Annotated in this window: 17 protein-coding genes; 8 read left to right on the top strand and 9 right to left on the bottom strand. The window is 68.7% G+C overall.

Translation table 11 applies throughout. The features are described from left to right. Position 1: 1 nt before the first annotated feature. On the top strand, positions 2 to 1348 hold the full coding sequence (locus AB0M65_RS08140) for a serine hydrolase domain-containing protein (RefSeq protein ID WP_364023317.1): 1347 nt from the start codon (positions 2 to 4) through the stop codon (positions 1346 to 1348). On the opposite strand, the gene AB0M65_RS08135 is transcribed toward AB0M65_RS08140, so the two are convergent. Together AB0M65_RS08135 and AB0M65_RS08130 are read right to left on the bottom strand one after the other, a co-directional pair. Beyond that, positions 1345 to 1878, bottom strand: a complete 534-nt coding sequence (locus AB0M65_RS08135; RefSeq protein ID WP_364023314.1) for a hypothetical protein — start codon at positions 1876 to 1878, stop codon at positions 1345 to 1347. The two genes, AB0M65_RS08140 and AB0M65_RS08135, sit on opposite strands and share 4 nt — an antisense overlap. Then, positions 1878 to 2195, bottom strand: a complete 318-nt coding sequence (locus tag AB0M65_RS08130) for a hypothetical protein (RefSeq protein ID WP_364023311.1) — start codon at positions 2193 to 2195, stop codon at positions 1878 to 1880. Before AB0M65_RS08130 ends, AB0M65_RS08135 begins: the two co-directional genes overlap by 1 nt. A 115-nt stretch (positions 2196 to 2310) precedes the next feature. Here AB0M65_RS08130 and serC point away from each other — a divergent pair, with 115 nt between their 5' ends. After that, complete coding sequence (gene serC / locus AB0M65_RS08125) at positions 2311 to 3438, top strand: phosphoserine transaminase (protein ID WP_364023308.1); 1128 nt, start codon at positions 2311 to 2313, stop codon at positions 3436 to 3438. Here the strand turns inward: serC and AB0M65_RS08120 are convergent. The 5 genes from AB0M65_RS08120 to AB0M65_RS08100 form a co-directional block, all read right to left on the bottom strand. Continuing rightward, a complete protein-coding gene (locus tag AB0M65_RS08120) occupies positions 3435 to 4673 on the bottom strand; it encodes a glycosyltransferase 87 family protein (RefSeq protein ID WP_364023305.1) in 1239 nt (412 codons plus the stop codon). The two genes, serC and AB0M65_RS08120, sit on opposite strands and share 4 nt — an antisense overlap. Before the next feature lie 104 nt (positions 4674 to 4777). Next, positions 4778 to 5998, bottom strand: a complete 1221-nt coding sequence (locus AB0M65_RS08115) for an ABC transporter permease (protein WP_364023302.1) — start codon at positions 5996 to 5998, stop codon at positions 4778 to 4780. Beyond that, positions 5995 to 6681, bottom strand: a complete 687-nt coding sequence (locus AB0M65_RS08110) for an ABC transporter ATP-binding protein (protein WP_364023299.1) — start codon at positions 6679 to 6681, stop codon at positions 5995 to 5997. The genes AB0M65_RS08115 and AB0M65_RS08110 overlap by 4 nt, the downstream gene beginning before the upstream one ends. Beyond that, positions 6678 to 7778 (bottom strand): peptidoglycan-binding protein, encoded by a 1101-nt coding sequence (locus tag AB0M65_RS08105; RefSeq protein ID WP_364023296.1) that lies wholly within the window; start codon positions 7776 to 7778, stop codon positions 6678 to 6680. Before AB0M65_RS08105 ends, AB0M65_RS08110 begins: the two co-directional genes overlap by 4 nt. Further along, positions 7775 to 8326: a hypothetical protein gene (locus tag AB0M65_RS08100; RefSeq protein ID WP_364023293.1), complete on the bottom strand. Its 552-nt coding sequence runs from the start codon at positions 8324 to 8326 to the stop codon at positions 7775 to 7777. The genes AB0M65_RS08105 and AB0M65_RS08100 overlap by 4 nt, the downstream gene beginning before the upstream one ends. Before the next feature lie 405 nt (positions 8327 to 8731). On the opposite strand from AB0M65_RS08100, the gene AB0M65_RS08095 reads away from it, so the two are divergent. The 3 genes from AB0M65_RS08095 to sepH all read left to right on the top strand — a co-directional run bounded on the left by AB0M65_RS08095 (position 8732) and on the right by sepH (position 11589). After that, on the top strand, positions 8732 to 9391 hold the full coding sequence (locus tag AB0M65_RS08095) for a response regulator transcription factor (protein ID WP_364023290.1): 660 nt from the start codon (positions 8732 to 8734) through the stop codon (positions 9389 to 9391). After that, positions 9388 to 10554 (top strand): ATP-binding protein, encoded by a 1167-nt coding sequence (locus tag AB0M65_RS08090; protein ID WP_364023287.1) that lies wholly within the window; start codon positions 9388 to 9390, stop codon positions 10552 to 10554. Before AB0M65_RS08095 ends, AB0M65_RS08090 begins: the two co-directional genes overlap by 4 nt. A 189-nt stretch (positions 10555 to 10743) precedes the next feature. Continuing rightward, positions 10744 to 11589 carry a septation protein SepH gene (gene sepH, locus AB0M65_RS08085; RefSeq protein ID WP_364023284.1) on the top strand — a complete coding sequence of 282 codons (846 nt, stop codon included), beginning with the start codon at positions 10744 to 10746 and terminating at the stop codon, positions 11587 to 11589. 171 nt (positions 11590 to 11760) lie between these two features. Here sepH and AB0M65_RS08080 read toward each other — a convergent pair whose 3' ends face one another. Then, positions 11761 to 12378, bottom strand: coding sequence for a DUF2537 domain-containing protein (locus AB0M65_RS08080; protein WP_364023282.1), 618 nt, complete (start codon positions 12376 to 12378; stop codon positions 11761 to 11763). 32 nt (positions 12379 to 12410) lie between these two features. Then, entirely contained in the window at positions 12411 to 13226 is an 816-nt protein-coding gene (locus AB0M65_RS08075) for an RNA methyltransferase (RefSeq protein WP_364023279.1), read from the bottom strand. A gap of 217 nt (positions 13227 to 13443) precedes the next feature. On the opposite strand from AB0M65_RS08075, the gene AB0M65_RS08070 reads away from it, so the two are divergent. From AB0M65_RS08070 to AB0M65_RS08060, 3 genes are all read left to right on the top strand, one after another. Further along, entirely contained in the window at positions 13444 to 14943 is a 1500-nt protein-coding gene (locus tag AB0M65_RS08070; protein ID WP_364023540.1) for a glutamate-cysteine ligase family protein, read from the top strand. Between the two features lie 188 nt (positions 14944 to 15131). Further along, entirely contained in the window at positions 15132 to 15725 is a 594-nt protein-coding gene (locus tag AB0M65_RS08065) for a TetR/AcrR family transcriptional regulator (RefSeq protein ID WP_364023276.1), read from the top strand. Positions 15726 to 15798: 73 nt separating this feature from the next. After that, a complete protein-coding gene (locus tag AB0M65_RS08060) occupies positions 15799 to 16467 on the top strand; it encodes a biliverdin-producing heme oxygenase (RefSeq protein WP_364023273.1) in 669 nt (222 codons plus the stop codon). The last annotated feature ends 139 nt before the right edge of the window (positions 16468 to 16606 follow it).

Here is a 16606-nt window from a genome sequence, read left to right as displayed (position 1 = left end):
CATGCTTGCCACGACCGCATTGGCGCTGCTTCGCCGCCTCGCCCACGAGCAATCCTCGTGCCGCGCACCGTCCCTCGTCGCCGCCGTCGTCCGCGACGGCGAAATCGCCTGGTCAGGGGCGCGTGGCCGCGTCGACGGCGCAACGCCGGACGACGACACGCAATACCGGCTCGGGTCGATCACCAAGACACTCGTCGCGACGGCCGTCATGCGCCTTCGCGACGAAGGCAAGCTCGACCTCAACGACCCCCTCGAACAGCACCTCCCCGGCACCGCCTTCGGCAAGGCGACCATCGCGCAGCTGCTCTCGCACACCTCCGGTCTGACCGCGGAGTCGCCCGGTTCCTGGTGGGAGCGCACGGTGGGCGGCGACTGGGACGCGCTCGTCGCAAGCCTCAAGGACGGCGCGACGCGGCACCGCCCCGGCAGCCGGTTCCACTACAGCAACGTCGGCTACGGCGTGCTCGGCGAGCTGGTCTCCCGCTACCGCGGGCAGTCCTGGCTCGACGTCGTCCGCGCCGAGATCCTCACCCCGCTCGGGATGAACCGGACCTCGCCGCATCCCGAAGGCGCGCACGCGAGCGGGTTCGCCGTGCACCCCTTCGCCGACGTCCTCCTGCCGGAGCCGTCACCGGACGCGGGCGCGATGGCCCCCGCCGGGCAGCTGTGGTCGACGGTCACCGACCTCGCCCGCTGGACGGCGTTCCTCGGCGGCCACACCGGTGACGTACTGAGCCCGGAGACCGTCGCGGAGATGCGCGAAATGGTCACCGTCGACGACGGCGACACCTGGAGCACCGGCTTCGGCCTCGGCGTCATGCTGGTGCGCACGCAGGGCAGGCGGCTGGCCGGGCACACCGGGTCGATGCCGGGCTTCCTCGCCTGCTCGCTGATCGACGCGAACTCCGGTATCGGCGCGCTGGTACTGACGAACTCGACGGCAGGCGTCGGCATCACGCAGCTGTGCCTCGACCTGATCACGCTGACCGAACAGCACGAGCCGAACCTTCCCGCGGAATGGCAACCGTCCACTGTGGATCTGAAGCTGCTGGAGTTGACCGGGCTCTGGCACTGGGGCCCGACGCCGTACCACCTGCGGCTGCTCCCGGACGGCCTGCTCTCACTCGCGCCTGTCGACGGCCCCGGCCGCGCGTCGCGGTTCACGCCGCTCGGCGACGACACCTGGACCGGGCTCGACGGTTACTACGCCGGCGAGACGCTGCGGGTCGGCCGTGAAGCGACCGGGAAGCCGAACCACCTCGACCTCGCGACGTTCATCTTCTCGCGCACGCCGTACGACCGGGCGGCACCCATCCCGGGCGGCGTCGATCCCGGCGGCTGGCGCTAGCGAATCCGGAAAGTGGCGGTCGCGAACTCGCGGCCGCCGTCGGCGCACACCAGGACATCGCCGTAGTGGGCGTCGCCGACAACCCACATCCGCCGACGTTCCCGGAGCGACCTGGCGAGTTCGTCAGTGCAGTCCTCGATGACGAACTTCGCCGGGTCGCCGCCGACGACGGCCCACCCTCGCGTGGTGTCCGCGTCCGGCGTCAGCGTGGCGGTGACCAGTGTCCAGGGACCCAGCAGGACGTCGAGGACGCCTTGACGACGCCGGATCGTGAGCCGCAGCGCCGTCCACCACTGGCGGGTCTTCGGCGCGGTGACCTCTCCCGGGGAGTCGCCGTGCACCCAGCTCGGCAGGCCGGGGACGAACACGAGCACGAGCGCCCCGGCGAAACCGACGATCGCGCCGATCGTCATCGTCTCGTCCCAGACGCCGAAGAGCGCGTGGGCGCCGACGAAGAAGAAGTAGTGGACCCCGAAGACGAGGAAGTACAGGAACAGGAAGCCCCACCGCGGGCTCCAGGGTTTCGGCATCAGGCGGCCGGGGTGTGCCCGACGGCCGCGCCGACGCCCGCGATGAACTTCCGCGCGATGCGCTTGCCCTCGCCCCAGTCGACGAAACCGAACTTCAGGCTCGTCTGGATCGCCAGCCCCGCGCCCTCGGGGGTCCGCTCCACCTTCACGGTGACCGTCTGCCCGTAGCTGAAGAAGCCGAGCTTGGTCGAGAAGGTGACGTAGCCGCCGGCCGAGTCGTAGTACGGGTTCTGCCCGTTGACCGCGGTGACCCCGTTCGGGAGGGCCTGCCACAACGCCTCGGGGGGCACCGGGAATCTTTCGTGCACTGTCGCCATGAAGCGAGAAGCTACCCGCCGGTCGCCACGACCGGGTACACGACCGGCGTTCCCACATGCCGGACTCACGGCACCAACTGTCAGCAGGCCCATCCCGACCTGAGAGACTGGGCCCATGACCGACGCACCTGAGTTGACCATCCCCGCGGACCTCAAGCCTGCCGATGGCCGCTTCGGTTGCGGACCGTCCAAGGTCCGCGCCGAGCAGCTCTCCAACCTGGCGAAATCCGGTGCCACCTACCTCGGCACCTCGCACCGTCAGAAGCCGGTGAAGTCCCTCGTCGGCCGCGTGCGTGCGGGTCTGTCCGAATTGTTCTCCCTGCCCGAAGGCTACGAAGTGGTCCTCGGCAACGGCGGCACGACCGCATTCTGGGACGCCGCCGCGTTCGGCCTCGTCCGGGAACGCTCGCAGCACTTCACCTACGGCGAGTTCTCTTCGAAGTTCGCCACGGTGACCAAGGGTGCCCCGTTCCTCGCCGACCCGATCGTCGTCAAATCCGACCCGGGCACCGCACCCGAGATCGCTTACGAAGCCGGTGCGGACCTGGTCGGGTGGGCGCACAACGAGACGTCGACCGGTGTCGCGGTGCCGGTCCGCCGCCCGGAAGGCAGCGAAGGCGCGCTCGTCGCCATCGACGCCACCTCCGGCGCGGGTGGCCTGCCGGTCAAGGCCGAAGACTTCGACGTCTACTACTTCGCGCCCCAGAAGTCCTTCGCCTCCGACGGTGGCCTCTGGATCGCGCTGGCCTCGCCTGCCGCGGTCGAGCGCATCGGCGAGATCGGCGCGAGCGACCGCTGGATCCCGGAGTTCCTGTCGCTGACCACCGCGCTCGACAACTCTCGCAAGGACCAGACGTACAACACCCCGGCGGTGTCGACGTTGTTCCTGCTGGCGGACCAGATCGAGTGGATGAACGCGGGCGGTGGGCTCGAATGGACCACCTCGCGCACCCGCGACTCCTCGACCCGCCTGTACGAATGGGCCGAGAAGACCAGCTACACGACGCCGTTCGTCACTGACCCGTCACTGCGTTCGCAGGTCGTCGGCACCATCGACTTCAACGACGAGGTGGACGCCTCGGCGGTGGCGAAGGTGCTGCGCGCCAACGGGATCGTCGACACCGAGCCGTACCGGAAGCTGGGCCGCAACCAGCTGCGCGTCGGCTTGTTCCCGGCCATCGACCCGGACGACATCACGAAGCTGACCCAGAGCATCGAGTACGTCGTCGAGCGGCTGGGCTAGGACACTTTTCGCGCGTGAAGGCCCCCTTCCCTCGGCTGAGGTTTTGAGTGACCAACCGAGGGAAGGGGGCCTTCACGCGCTACCAGGGCGAAAAAGAGCAGCAGCAGAAGGCCGTACAGGACGAAAGACTCCGTAGCCAGCCACCAGCCGAAACTCCCGGCAGGCCGCGGCGCCAGCCACATCGGCGCGACGACGAACAGCACCGCCGTCACCACCGCGAGCGCGTACGAGACGACCGACAGCGCCCGATCTCCCCGCGCGCCCAGGTAACACAGCAGCGCGAGGATCGGCACGCACCAGATCCAGTGGTGTGTCCAGGAAACCGGCGAGACCAGCAGTCCGCCGACGGCGCAAGCGGCCAGCGCAAGCACCGGTTCGGCGACCCGCACGATGACGAACGCGGTGAGCGCGACGACCACGAAAGCGGCCAGCAGCCAGACGACGTCCTCCGCCGAGCCGAGCCCGAACCGCGCGAGCATGCCCCTCAGCGACTGGTTGCCGACGTAGCCGCGATCGCCGATGCGGCTGGTGTCGAAAAGGATGTTCGTCCAGAACTTCGCCGACGCGCCCGGCGCCGTCAGCAACATCAGCAGACCGGCGCCGAGGAATCCGGCGACAACCCGTGCGGACGAGCGGAAGTCCTTGCGGCACAAAAAGAACAGGATGAACACGGCCGGCGTCAGCTTGATCGCGGCGGCGACGCCGATCAGCAGTCCCCTGGTGCGCGCGCGTCCCGGGAGCAGGGCGTCGAGGGCGACCATCAGCATCAGCAGGGTGTTGACCTGGCCGAAGCCGAGCGTCGAGCGGACCGGCTCCATGAACCCGCCGACGGCCTGCGCCCCGATCGCCACGAGCACCGCGACGGCGCGGCCTCGGACGTCGGACCGGTCGGTGAGCGAACCGTTGAGTGTCGCCACGAAGAGGTAGACGACGATCCCGCCCGCGATGATCGTCGCGAGCCCGGCCAGCCGCGTCGCCAGCGCGGCGGACAGCAGCGTGCCGGGCAGGAACACCGCCGCCGCGAACGGCGTGTAGGTGAAAGGCAGCGGGCCGCCGTGCGTCTGCACCCAGGCGCTGTACGGGTCGCCGGAGTCGACGAGCAGCCGAGCGCCGCCGATGTAGACCTCGAGGTCCTGGCCGTCGAACACCTTGAGCGCGAACAACACGGCGACCACGACGACTTCGAGCGCGAGAAGCGCCCCCACGAGGTTCCGCCCCGACAATCCCACCAGCACCCGGCGAGGTTACCCACCGCTACCCCGCAAGTAGTCCTCTGGTTGCGGTAGTCGGCGGTACGAACTACCGCAACCAGAGGACGAAACGCGGGCCAGGAAACGGGCTAGGCCAGGGCCTGGGTCGGCGGTAGCCGGGCCGCGCGCATTGCCGGGTAGGCCCCGGCGACGGCACCGACCAGGGCCGAGACCCCGACACCGCCGAGCAGGGCACCGAAGGGGAGCACCGCCGGCCAGCCCTGGCTCAGCGCATACCCGGACGTCACCAGCACCCCGACCAGGACCCCGGCGATCCCGCCGAGTCCGGACAGCAGCACCGACTCGGCCAGGAACTGGCCTCTCACCTGCCGTTTCGTCGCACCGAGCGCACGGCGGAGGCCGATCTCCCGGCGCCGTTCGAGCACCGAGATCACCATCGTGTTGGCCACGCCGACCCCGCCGACGAGCAGCGCCACGCCGCCGAGCCCGAGGAACAGCGCGCTGTAGGTGTCCTCCGTCAGCTTCTGCGCCTCCAGCGCCTCCGACGGGCGAAGCACCTCGACCTCGTTGGGTGCCTCCGGGTTCATCGTCTGCGCGAGCACCGCGCGGACGTTCTCGACCTGCGAGTCCTTCGCCCGGACGTACACCGTGCTCGGATGCCCTCCGAAGCCGAGAAGCCGCTTCGCCACGTCCCAGCCGACCAGCACCGACCGCTCGATCTCCGGCGCGAGCGGCATCGGGCCGAGGATCCCGCCGACGGTGAACCACTGCCCGTTGATGAACACCTGCGGCGGTTCGGCCTGGTCGATGTGGTCGATCCCGAGCCGCGCGGCCGCGACCGAGCCGAGCACGACGACCGGATAGTCGCGGGTCGCGTCACGGAGGAACTGCCCGGCGCGGACCGAACCGCCGACGACGTCGAGCAGATCCGGCGTCGCCGCGAGCACCGACAGCCCGGAAGTCTCGTCCTTGGCGATCTTGTCCGTGCGCCGCACGGTCCCGCTGGTACTCCCGGTCGCGGACGCCGCCGTCACCGGGGCGATCCGCTTCGCCATCGGCACCGCGCTGTCCGGCAGCGTGGCGTCGCCGCCGAACATCGTCTTGCCCGGCCCGGCCGAAAGCAGGTTCGTGCCGAGCGCGGCCAGCCGGTCTTGCAACGCCTTCGCACCCGACGCCGGGATCGCGAGCACCGCCACCATCGCGGCGATCCCGATCCCGATGCCGAGCGCGGACAGCACCGCCCGCATCGGCCGCGTCCGCATCCCGTGCGCACCGAGGGTCAGCACATCACGCGGGCCGAGCCTGCCAGGAGCCGGCGTCGGCACCTTGTCGAGGACGGGTGCGCTCACACCAGCACCCCCGTCCCGGTGTCGAGCCGGATCCGGCCGTCACGCAACTCGATCCGCCGAGGGATGCCGGCCGCGATCTCCCGGTCGTGCGTGATGATCACGACCGTCGTCCCCTGCGAGCTCAACGTGGCGAGCAGGTTCAGGATCGCCGCGCCGTTACCCGTGTCGAGGTTCCCGGTCGGCTCGTCGGCCAGCAGGATCGACGGCGAGTTGACGACCGCCCGCGCGATCGCCACCCGCTGCCGCTCCCCACCCGAAAGCTCGTTCGGGAAATGCGACGCCCGGTGCGCGAGGCCGACCCGGTCGAGCGCCACCAGCGCGCGCTCACGCCGTTTTCGCCGCGGCACGCCCGCGTACAGCAGTCCCGTGGCGACGTTGTCGACCGCGCTCACCCCCTCGCTGAGGAAGAACTGCTGGAACACGAACCCGATCCACCGTGAGCGCAACGCGGAAAGCTTGCGGTCCGGCAGTTTCGCGACGTCGTGCCCGCGTAGTTCGATGACGCCGTTGGTCGGCCGGTCGAGGGTGCCCATCAGTTGCAGGAGCGTGGACTTACCCGAACCGGACGGCCCGAGGATGGCGACCATCTCTCTGTCCTCAATGGACAGTGTCACCTCGTGCAGTGCGCGCACCCCGCCGGGATAGGTACGTGAGGCGTTGTGCACGGCCAAGACCGGGGTCATGACGTCGTCACCACCCGCATCCCGTCGGCGAGGCCGGTCCCGATGACCTCGACACGGCCGCCGGAAAACAGGCCGGTCTTCACCGCGATGAGGCGCCGTTTGCCGCCCTCGTCGACCTCGACGGCGTATCCACCCTCGGCGAGCGCGAGCAGCGCCCCGACCGGGACCGCCAGCACTCCACTGTGGACTTCCTTGGTGAACCGCACCGAGACCGGCGTCGAATCGAGCGACCCCGCCGCGGCCGGATCGTCCAGTTTGATCTTCACCTTGATCTTCGGCTTGCCGTCGTCCTGCCCGGCGGCGTCCTTTCCGGTCTCCGCGACCTTGCCGACCTCGGTGATCACACCGGTCGTGGTCTTGCCGCCGGTGATGTCGATCCCGACCTTGTCCCCCGCCTTGGCGATGGCCTGCTTGGCGGCGTCGAGCTTGACCTCGACGAGGCGCTCGGTGCCGGTGTACTTCAGCAATTCACCACCGCCCGGGCCGCCGAGCTGCGCGGCCACCCGCGAAACCCGGATCTCACCGGGTGCGAGGACGACGTCGCCCTGGCCGAAGGCTCCGGTCTGCTCCAAGCCAAGCGACTTCTGCCACTTCTTGATCGCGGCGGCGGTGGCCGACGTGAACTTCTTGTCCGGCGTGCCGAAACCGCCGAAGCCGAGCGCCTTCAGATTCTCTTCCAGCTGCTTGACGTCCGGGCCGTCGGTCGCGCCGTCCGCGAGGTCACGGAAGAACGGCAACGTGCCGTAGAACAACGGCACCGGTTTGGCGTCGACGCCGTACACCGCCTTGCCCCGGGTGAGCACCGCACCCGCGTCCGGAAGCGACGTGATGGTGCCCTGTTTCCGGCCGGCGAGGGCGTTTTCCACGCCGTAGCCCAGGGTTCCGTTCGCCTCTTCCTCTTCCCGCAGATCGGTCTTCTCGACCTTCGCGGTCTCCACCGGTGGCGGCGCCTGCCCGACCTGCTGGGCTTCCGACGTCACCCTGGTCAGCACGACCACCGACATCGTCCCCGCCACGACGACGAGGACCGCCGCGATGATGAACCAGCGCGCCCGGCGCGAACGCCGGACACCGCCGGGCCCTTCGTGTTCACTCATTTCGCCGGGGCCGCCCTCATGCTCATGCCCATGCCGCAGGCCTTGGCCGCCTCTTCGAACTTGTTGGGATCGCTCTCGTCCATCGAGAAGGCGGCGCCCTTGCCGCCCGGGTCGGGGTCCGGGAAGTTGATGCCGTGCTCGCGCATGCACTTCGCGTCCTTGCGCATCTTGTCGAGCTCTTCCGGCGACGGCGGTTTCATCTCGCCGCCGTTGGGCAGCAGCTTCCGGCACGCCTCGTCCGCGGCCTTCATCTTCTTCTCGTCGATCTGACCGTCGGCGCTGCCGAGGGAGATGGTGTTCTGCTTGTCGCCGCCGGCCTGGGGGTCCGGCATGTCGATGCCGTGCTCGCGCATGCACTTCGCGAAGTTGCGCATCTTGTCCTCGTCGGACACGTTGTCGGCCTGGTTCCCGTCGCCCGCGCCGCTGCCGTCGGCCGGCGGGGTCGAGATCGACGCGACCTTGTCGCCACCGTCCCCGCCGCCACCGCAACCGGCCACCAGCGCGAAGACCGCTCCGGCGATCAGTGTCGCCATCGATCGTTTCCGCATCGCTGCTCCTTCGGTCGTCTTGACGCCTCGATTTCTACGGAGCGAGCGATTCCGGGGCGGTAAGCGAAGTCGCTTATGCAGTGCTTACCGTCCCAGTCAGCGGAACAGAGGTCGGATCTATTTGCCGCCTTTGACTCTCTTGAGTGACGAGGCGCGCTCGAGCGGTGTCTTGAAGGCCTCCTTTGAGACGTTGAACGTCTCAAAGGAGGCCTTCAAGACAACGGGGCAGAGTCACGCGAACGCCCCCAATGTGGCATTGGGGACGTTGAGCGTCTCCAATGCCACATTGGCGGCGCGTGCGCCGAGGCTGCGCCACGGGGCGGCAACGGGCCGCAACCCGAACCCGCACCACCGGCTGAACCACGCTTATCCCGCGCTTACCCCCACCCGGGGCAGACTGACCTGGTGAGAGTGCTGGTAGTGGAAGACGAACGGCTGCTGGCGGACACGATCGCCGAGGGCCTGCGACGGTTCTCCATGGCCGTCGACGTCTGCTACGACGGCGAACAGGCGCTGGACCGGGTGGGGGTGCACGGCTACGACGTCGTCGTGCTCGACCGGGATCTCCCGATCGTGCACGGCGACGACGTTTGCGCCGCGGTGCTCAAGACCGGCGGTGAGGCGCGGGTGCTGATGCTGACGGCCGCCGCCGACGTCGACGACCGGGTCGCCGGTCTCGGGCTCGGCGCCGACGACTACCTGACGAAACCGTTCGCGTTCGCCGAACTCGTCGCGCGGGTGCAGGCGCTGTCCCGGCGCGCGCGGCCGGCGCTGCCGCCGGTGCTGGAACGCGGCGGCGTCGTCCTCGACCTGCCCCGGCACCAGGCTTCCCGCGACGGCCGGTTCCTGCCCTTGTCCCCCAAGGAGTTCGCGGTGCTGGAGGTGCTCATGCGCGCCGAAGGGGCCGTGGTCAGCGCGGAAGATTTGCTCGACAAAGCGTGGGACGAGCACGCGGATCCGTTCACGAACGCCGTCCGGGTGGCCGTGATGACCTTGCGGCGCAAACTCGGTGAACCGCCGCTGATCGAGACCGTACCCGGCGCCGGATATCGGTTCGGGCCGTGAAACCGCTCCGGCTTTCGGTCCGCACCAAGCTGACCGCGCTCTACGGCGGGGCGTTCCTGCTCGTGGGGCTGGCCCTGCTGATCGTCAACTACCTGCTGGTGAGTACGTCGCTGCCGGATACGGCGGCGTTCGCGTCCGACAGCGCCGCGGGTGCCATGCTCCAGCGCGGCCCGGCGTACCCGATGGACACGACCACCATCCTGCCCGCCGAGCGCGTCGAAGCCACCCAGCTGGTCGCGTCCTCGATCGGCGAGTACCGGTCGGACGTCCTGTCGACCCTCCTGTGGCAGTCACTGGTGGCACTGGCGATCGCCGGCGCGATCGCCGTATTACTCGGCTGGCTGATGGCGAGCCGGGTACTGCGGCCACTGCACGCGATCACTTCGACAGCGCGGAAACTCGAAGTGGAGAACCTCGACCGGCGGATCAACCTCGACGGCCCCGACGACGAACTCAAGGAGCTCGCCGACACCTTCGACGGCATGCTCGACCGGCTCGCCGTATCGTTCGACAGCCAGAAACGCTTCGTCGCCAACGCTTCCCACGAACTCCGGACGCCGCTCGCGGTGCAGCGCACCCTCGTCGAGGTCGCGATGGCCGATCCCGCCGTCAGCCCGGAGCTGAAGAAACTCGGCGAGCATCTGATCTACACCAACGAACGCAGCGAACGGATGATCGAGGGCCTGCTCGTGCTCGCGCGCAGTGATCGCGGTCTGGCCACGCGCACCTCCGTCCGGCTGGACGAGGTCGCGGCGACGGTGATCCGTTCCGCGTCGGCCATGGCTGAGGAAGCGGGCGTGACGGTGGAGTCACGGCTCCGGCGGCGGACCGTCTCCGGCGACCCCGTACTACTGGAACGCCTGGTCACGAACCTGGTGCACAACGCCATCACCTACAACCGCAAGGGCGGCTGGATCCACGTCGACATCGGCGGCGATCCGGCGCTGGTCGTACGCAACACCGGGCCGCAGGTGCCGCTGGACGCCGTCCCCGCGCTGTTCGAGCCCTTCCGGCGCCTTTCGGGTGACCGGACCGGCGACTCGCGCAACGCCGGGCTCGGGCTGTCGATCGTCCGCTCCATCGCGCAGGCACACGGCGGGGCGGCGGAGGCGGAACCGGGCGGCCGGGGCGGCGGGCTGGTCGTCCGGGTGCGGCTGCCGTAGATTCCCCCGATCGTGACGGTGCGTGTCCGGCGCGTCACTCTGCGAGCCGCGGAGTGCTCCGACAGAATTCACTTGCCGCCAGGATCAAAATAGTGAGCAGGACACATGACATCGGCGCGCCTCTCACGTCAAGGCGACGCGCCGTATTAGCGTGCACACCCACAAAGGTGAAGAGCAGGGGAGGCAAGAATGCGAGCGCTACGGGTGGTCGGGCTACACGAGGACGGTAAGTCCATCGTGTGCGAAGACCCGGCGAGCCGCACGCGCTTCCTGCTCCCCGCGGACGAGAGGCTGCGAGCGGCGGCGAGGGGTGACATCACCCGCCTCGGCCAGATCGAGATCGAGTTGGAGAGCCAAATGCGGCCACGCGAGATCCAGGCACGAATCCGGGCCGGTGAGTCCGTGGAGCAGGTCGCGAGCGGCGCCGGCGTCACGGTGCAGCGTGTCGAGCGGTTCGCGTATCCGGTCCTGCTCGAGCGCTCGCGTACCGCCGAGCTGGCCCAGCGCGCGCACCCGATCCGTGAAGACGGCCCCGACGTGCAGACGCTCGGCGAAGTCATGGCTCACTCCTTCGGTCTCCGCGGTCACGACTACAGCCAGGCGACCTGGGACTCCTGGCGCGGCGACGACGGCAAGTGGGTTGTCGTGCTGTGCTGGAAGGCAGGCCGTTCGGACAACCGCGCGCACTGGTCGTTCGCGCCGGGGGCACACGGTGGCACCGTGCAGGCCCTCGACGAGAACGCCGAAGTCCTGCTCAACCCCAACGCCTACCGCGCCCCGCGCACGGTCCGGGCACTGGATCCCGGCAAGGAACCGGCAGTCCAGCCCACTCTTGATTCGACTCCAGCCGAACCCGTCGCGAAGGTAATCGACGCGCCGATCGCGGAGCCCGAAGAAGATGTCGAGTCACCACTTCCGGCTGACGAGCCGGAAGAAGTGGCCGAACCCGCCCCGAGGGCGAAGGGGAAGAAGAACCACCCCATCGTTCCATCCTGGGAAGACGTCTTATTGGGCGTCCGATCGCAACGAGGTTGAATTCGCACGTAATGGCCCCTTCCGGCGGAGGGGCCATTACGTGCGTCCAGGGACCTGCGCGATCAGCGTTTTCGGCGCCACGAGGCACTACGCGCCGGTGACGATCAGGGCGGTCTCGGCCCAGTCGACGTCGACGTCCGGCCGCACCCTCAGCGGATCATCGGGCACGCCCTAGAACACCACGATCAGCACGCCGATCCACGCGATCACGATCCCCGCGGCGGCACCGAAGGACGCCCACCGCACGATCGCCACCCGCCGCGCGAGCCACAGCGACGGCGTGATCCCACCGGTCACCACGACGGACGCGAGCAGTGCCAGCCAGCCGTTGGTCTCGCGCGCGAGGGTGTTGGCCAGCGCCAGCATCGCCACGACGACCACGGACGCGACGAACGCGGAGATGGTCAGACCGGTCAGCCACGGGGTCGGTTCACCGGCGGGATCCGGCACGCCGAAGAGGCGCCGCGCGAGTTCGCTGCGGGGCGCGGGCTTCGGCGGGTCGATGATGACGCCGTCACCGGAGACAGGGTCGACGAAACGGACCGAGGTACCCATCGCGGCGGCGACCCGCAGCGCGAGCTGGCGGCCTCGCCGGGAAACCACGGAGGCGGCCGCGCCGGACTCGCCGGGGCGGGCGGTGGAGCCGACGGCGGACGCCACGCGTGCCCATTCGTGCAGCGCCTGAGCGAGGTCCGAACCGATCGCCAAGGAGTGCGGGTCCACCTCGCTCGCGCTTTCGCCGCCCGGTCCGGCCAGCACCGCGCGTCCCTCACGGATCCGCAATTCCATGGGTTCTCCCCTTGCCGTGTTCGCCCGGATGCTCACGATAGCGGTGGACGCGTCTCGTAGAACGCGATCGCACCCGCCGTGGCGACATTCAGCGAATCGACGCCGTCCGGCATCGGGATCCGCACGGCCAGATCGGCGGCGGCGATGGCCTCCTCGCTCAAGCCCGCACCTTCCGCACCCAGCATCAGCGCGACCTTCTCCGGCGTCTGGTCACGTAACTGCCGCAGCGAAACGGAATCCGCACGCGGGGTGAGGGCCGCGATACGGAACCCGTTTTCCCTCAGCAGTTCGAGATCGCCTGGCCAGGAATCGAACGTGGCGAACGGGACACGCAGGACGTGCCCCATCGAAACGCGCACGCCGCGCCGGTACAGCGGATCCGAACAACCGGCGCCGAGCAGGATCCCGTCGACGCCCAGCGCGGCCGCGTTGCGGAACAAGGAACCGAGATTCTCGTGGTCACCGACACCTTCGAGGATCGCGAGCACACGCGCGCCGTCGACGATTTCTTCGACCGCCGGCGCCGGAACGGGCCGGTCCGCGACGGCGAGCACTCCGCGATTCAGGTGAAAGCCGACGACGTCGGCCATCATTTCCGCCGAAGTCACATAACAGGGGACGTCGACGCCGTCGAGTTCGTCGCTCAATTCCCGGAATCGCCGCTCCACCCCGAGAAGCGCGCGTACCGGGTACCGGGATTTGAGAAGGCGCTCCACCACGACGGCGCCTTCGGCGATGACCAGGCCGCGCCCGCCCGGCCGATCGGGCCGCCGATCGGCTGTGGACAAGTCGCGGAAATCGTCGAGCCGGGGGTCACCGGAGTCGTCGATGGTGATCAATTCAGCCACCTGGAGAGTGTGTCATCCCCCCGTCGGGCGCCTTGCTCGTCCAATCGTCCATCGGCGGGTGGTACGAACGCAGGTATTTTGCTGTAAGTTAACTTCTAGTGACAGAGAGCACCAGTTTGGCCGCTAGCCGGACGACGGCGATGCGTGAAACCGTTGGGCCGCCTGGCAGTCCCGCCTGGAACCCCGCGGAGCGTGGCCGATGAGGAGCTCGACGAACATGGGCAAGGATCTTTCGGCGGACCACTTCAAACCGCAAGATCGCGGACGGTACCGGCGGAAGGTCCAGCGCTGCCTCGACACTTTGGCCCGCATGCTCACCGATGGAAGTTTTTCCTTCCCTCGCAAGAACATCGGGCTCGAGGTCGAACTCAACCTCGTCGATCCGGAGCTGCGCCCGTCGATGACGAACACGGCGGTGCTCGAAGCGCTGAACGATCCGTCGTTCACCACCGAACTCGGCCAGCACAACCTGGAACTCAACGTGCCGCCGCGGCCGCTGGCAGGCGAGTCCGCACTGCATTTGGAGGACGACCTCCACTCGTATCTGAGCGCGGCCTCCCGCAAGGCCGAGGAATCCGGCGCCTCGCTGGCGATGATCGGCATCCTTCCCACCCTGCGGCATGAGCACTTCGACCAGAAGTGGCTCACCAACAACGCCCGGTATTCCCTGCTCAACGACCGGATCTTCGCCGCGCGTGGCGAGCGCACCGTGCTCTCGATGGAGGGCGCACCGCTGCCGGGCAGGCAGCCGGAGCGGTTGCGCAGCTACTCCGAGTCGATCCTGCCCGAGGCCGCCTGCACCTCGGTGCAGCTGCATTTGCAGGTCGCGCCGGAGGAGTTCGCGGCACACTGGAACGCGGCGCAGGCGCTGGCGGGCGTGCAGATCGCGGTCGGCGCGAACTCGCCGTTCCTGCTCGGCAAGGCACTCTGGCACGAAACGCGGATCCCGCTGTTCCTGCAGGCCACGGACACGCGGCCGGAGGAATTGAAAAACCAGGGCGTGCGGCCGCGGGTGTGGTTCGGCGAGCGGTGGATCACGTCGATCTTCGACTTGTTCGAGGAGAACGTCCGGTATTTCCCCGGTCTGCTGCCCGAAACCGACAGCGAGGACCCGATCGAAGCACTCGACTCCGGCCAGGCACCGAAGCTGACCGAGCTGCGTCTGCACAACGGAACCGTCTGGCGCTGGAATCGTCCGGTGTACGACGTCGTCGACGGTCTGCCACACCTTCGGGTGGAGAATCGGGTGCTGCCTGCCGGACCGACCGTCGTCGACATGGTCGCGAACGCCGCCTTCTTCTACGGCGCACAGCGGGCGCTGGCCGAAGCCGACCGTCCAGTGTGGACACAAATGTCGTTCCAGGCGGCCGAGGAGAACCTGTACGCCGGGGCGCGGCGCGGTTTCGACGCGCAGCTGTACTGGCCGGGAATCGGCTGGATCCCACCGGACGAGCTGGTGCTGCGCGTCCTGTTGCCGCTGGCCCACGAGGGGTTACGCCGTTCGGATGTTTCGGATGAGGCGAGAGAGCGCTATCTGGGCATCATCGAGCAACGCTGCCTGACCAGGCGGACCGGCGCGGCGTGGCAGCGGGAGTACGTCCTGCGTGCGGAGGAGCGCGGCGCGGAGCGGGAGACCGCGCTGAACCGGATGCTGGGCCGGTACCTGGAGCTGTCGGCAACCGAGACGCCGGTGCACACCTGGTCGCTCGAGACCTAAGTGGTTGGTTTCGGAGGTCCTTCGTGGGTGTCGGCGGATCCAGGTTTCCGCTGGGTGTGTGGCCGGAAGGTCCTCGTACCGGGTTGTACTCGGGCCTTTCGGTCGTACGTCCAGCGGGAAGCTGGGCCGTCGAAACCCCGAAGGACTTCCGAAACCGACCACTAAGCTGGTCACCCAGGAGGTGGCTCTTGCCCAAGATCATCGGCCGGTCGCTGGAGGAGCACCGGCGCGAGGTCCGCAGCAGGGTGTTCGACGTCCTGCGCGGGCAGCTGTACGAGCGCGGTTTCGACGCGATCACGCTGGCCGGTGTCGCCGCCGAAGCCGGCCTCGGCCGCACGGCGATGTACAACCATTTCCCCGACAAGGAAAGCCTGCTGGTCGCCTTCGTCGAGGACGAGGCGACGCGCTACGTCGAACGGCTGACAGCGGCCGTCGAGACCGCCGACACCCCGGTCGGAAAGCTTTCGATCTTCGTCCGGCTTCAGTTGCGGGTGCTGGCCGAGTACCACCTGCCGCCGGGGACGGCGCTCGCGTCCGCGCTGGCGCCCGCCGCTTACCGGCGGATCAGCGCGCACGCCGATCCCATCACGGCTCAACTCCGCGAGATTCTCGCCGAGGGAGTGCCGGAAGAAGACCCCGACGTGCTGATCCCGATGATCACGGCCGCGCTGGGTAGCCGCCAGGTCGTCGACGTACCACCCGAGCGGCTGGACGACGCCATCGAGGCGGCCGTCCGGTTCGTCCTCAGAGCGGTCGGGATGACGGAAAAACCTGCGAATTAGGGTAGCCTAACCCCCGGTTGTGCCTTACGCTCTTTCTGACAGCATGTCAGATCGATGCTTGGAGGCTCTGTCCATGCCGGTGACCACCGACGTCGCATCCGGGCCGTTCTCCGCGACCCTGCGCGCCTCCACCATGGCCGCCCACGACCGGGCCAACCACTCCGTGTACATGAACGCGCTGCTCGGCGGCGAGCTCACGGTCGAGGGGTACACCCGGCTGGCCATCCAGTACTACTTCATCTACCAGGCCATCGAGCGGGCAGGCGACAAGCTGGCGGCGGACCCGGTGGCGGGCAAGTTCCTCTTCGACGAGCTGCTGCGGGTGCCGAACCTCGAACGCGACCTCGAACACCTCGTCGGCCCGGACTGGCGTGAGACCGTCCGCCCGCTGCCCTCGACCGAGCGCTACGCGCGGCAGGTGGCCGAGGCGTCCGACTGGTCCGGCGGGTTCGTCGCCCACCACTACACCCGCTACCTCGGCGACATCGCCGGCGGCCAGGTCATCCGGCGGCTGCTGGAACGCAAGTACGAGCTGACCGAGGCGGGTTCACTGTTCTACCACTTCGACCAGCTGGGCAGCGCGCCCAAATTCCGCGACAACTACCGCGAACAGCTGAACTCGGCGCCGTGGAACGAGGACGAACGCGCGCGGCTGATCGACGAGGCGATCGTGGCCTTCGAATGCAACATCGCGGTGTTCGACGAGCTCGCGGGCGAACTGGACTCCTACCGCGCGGCCTGACGTCAGTTCTCGGTACCGGCGCCGTGCACAACTTCCCCAGTACAGGAAGGCCCCCTTCCTTGCGCCTAGGTACAGGAAGGCCCCCTTCCTGTACTTGCGGACGGCGCGTGAAGGCCCCCTTCCCTCGGCTGAGCCGAGG

This window comes from Amycolatopsis sp. NPDC051071 (assembly GCF_040682875.1).
Taxonomy (GTDB): Bacteria; Actinomycetota; Actinomycetes; order Mycobacteriales; family Pseudonocardiaceae; genus Amycolatopsis.
This window is presented reverse-complemented; position numbering and strand designations above follow the sequence as displayed.

Excerpts from the sequence above, each read along its gene's own strand:
- sepH (WP_364023284.1), top strand. The coding sequence starts at position 10,744 with ATGCGAGCGCTACGGGTGGTCGGGCTACACGAGGACGGTAAGTCCATC.
- AB0M65_RS08070 (WP_364023540.1), top strand. The coding sequence starts at position 13,444 with ATGGGCAAGGATCTTTCGGCGGACCACTTCAAACCGCAAGATCGCGGA.
- AB0M65_RS08110 (WP_364023299.1), bottom strand. The coding sequence starts at position 6,681 with ATGACCCCGGTCTTGGCCGTGCACAACGCCTCACGTACCTATCCCGGC.
- serC (WP_364023308.1), top strand. The coding sequence starts at position 2,311 with ATGACCGACGCACCTGAGTTGACCATCCCCGCGGACCTCAAGCCTGCC.
- AB0M65_RS08135 (WP_364023314.1), bottom strand. The coding sequence starts at position 1,878 with ATGCCGAAACCCTGGAGCCCGCGGTGGGGCTTCCTGTTCCTGTACTTC.
- AB0M65_RS08060 (WP_364023273.1), top strand. The coding sequence starts at position 15,799 with ATGCCGGTGACCACCGACGTCGCATCCGGGCCGTTCTCCGCGACCCTG.
- AB0M65_RS08105 (WP_364023296.1), bottom strand. The coding sequence starts at position 7,778 with ATGAGTGAACACGAAGGGCCCGGCGGTGTCCGGCGTTCGCGCCGGGCG.
- AB0M65_RS08140 (WP_364023317.1), top strand. The coding sequence starts at position 2 with ATGCTTGCCACGACCGCATTGGCGCTGCTTCGCCGCCTCGCCCACGAG.
- AB0M65_RS08100 (WP_364023293.1), bottom strand. The coding sequence starts at position 8,326 with ATGCGGAAACGATCGATGGCGACACTGATCGCCGGAGCGGTCTTCGCG.
- AB0M65_RS08080 (WP_364023282.1), bottom strand. The coding sequence starts at position 12,378 with ATGGAATTGCGGATCCGTGAGGGACGCGCGGTGCTGGCCGGACCGGGC.
- AB0M65_RS08130 (WP_364023311.1), bottom strand. The coding sequence starts at position 2,195 with ATGGCGACAGTGCACGAAAGATTCCCGGTGCCCCCCGAGGCGTTGTGG.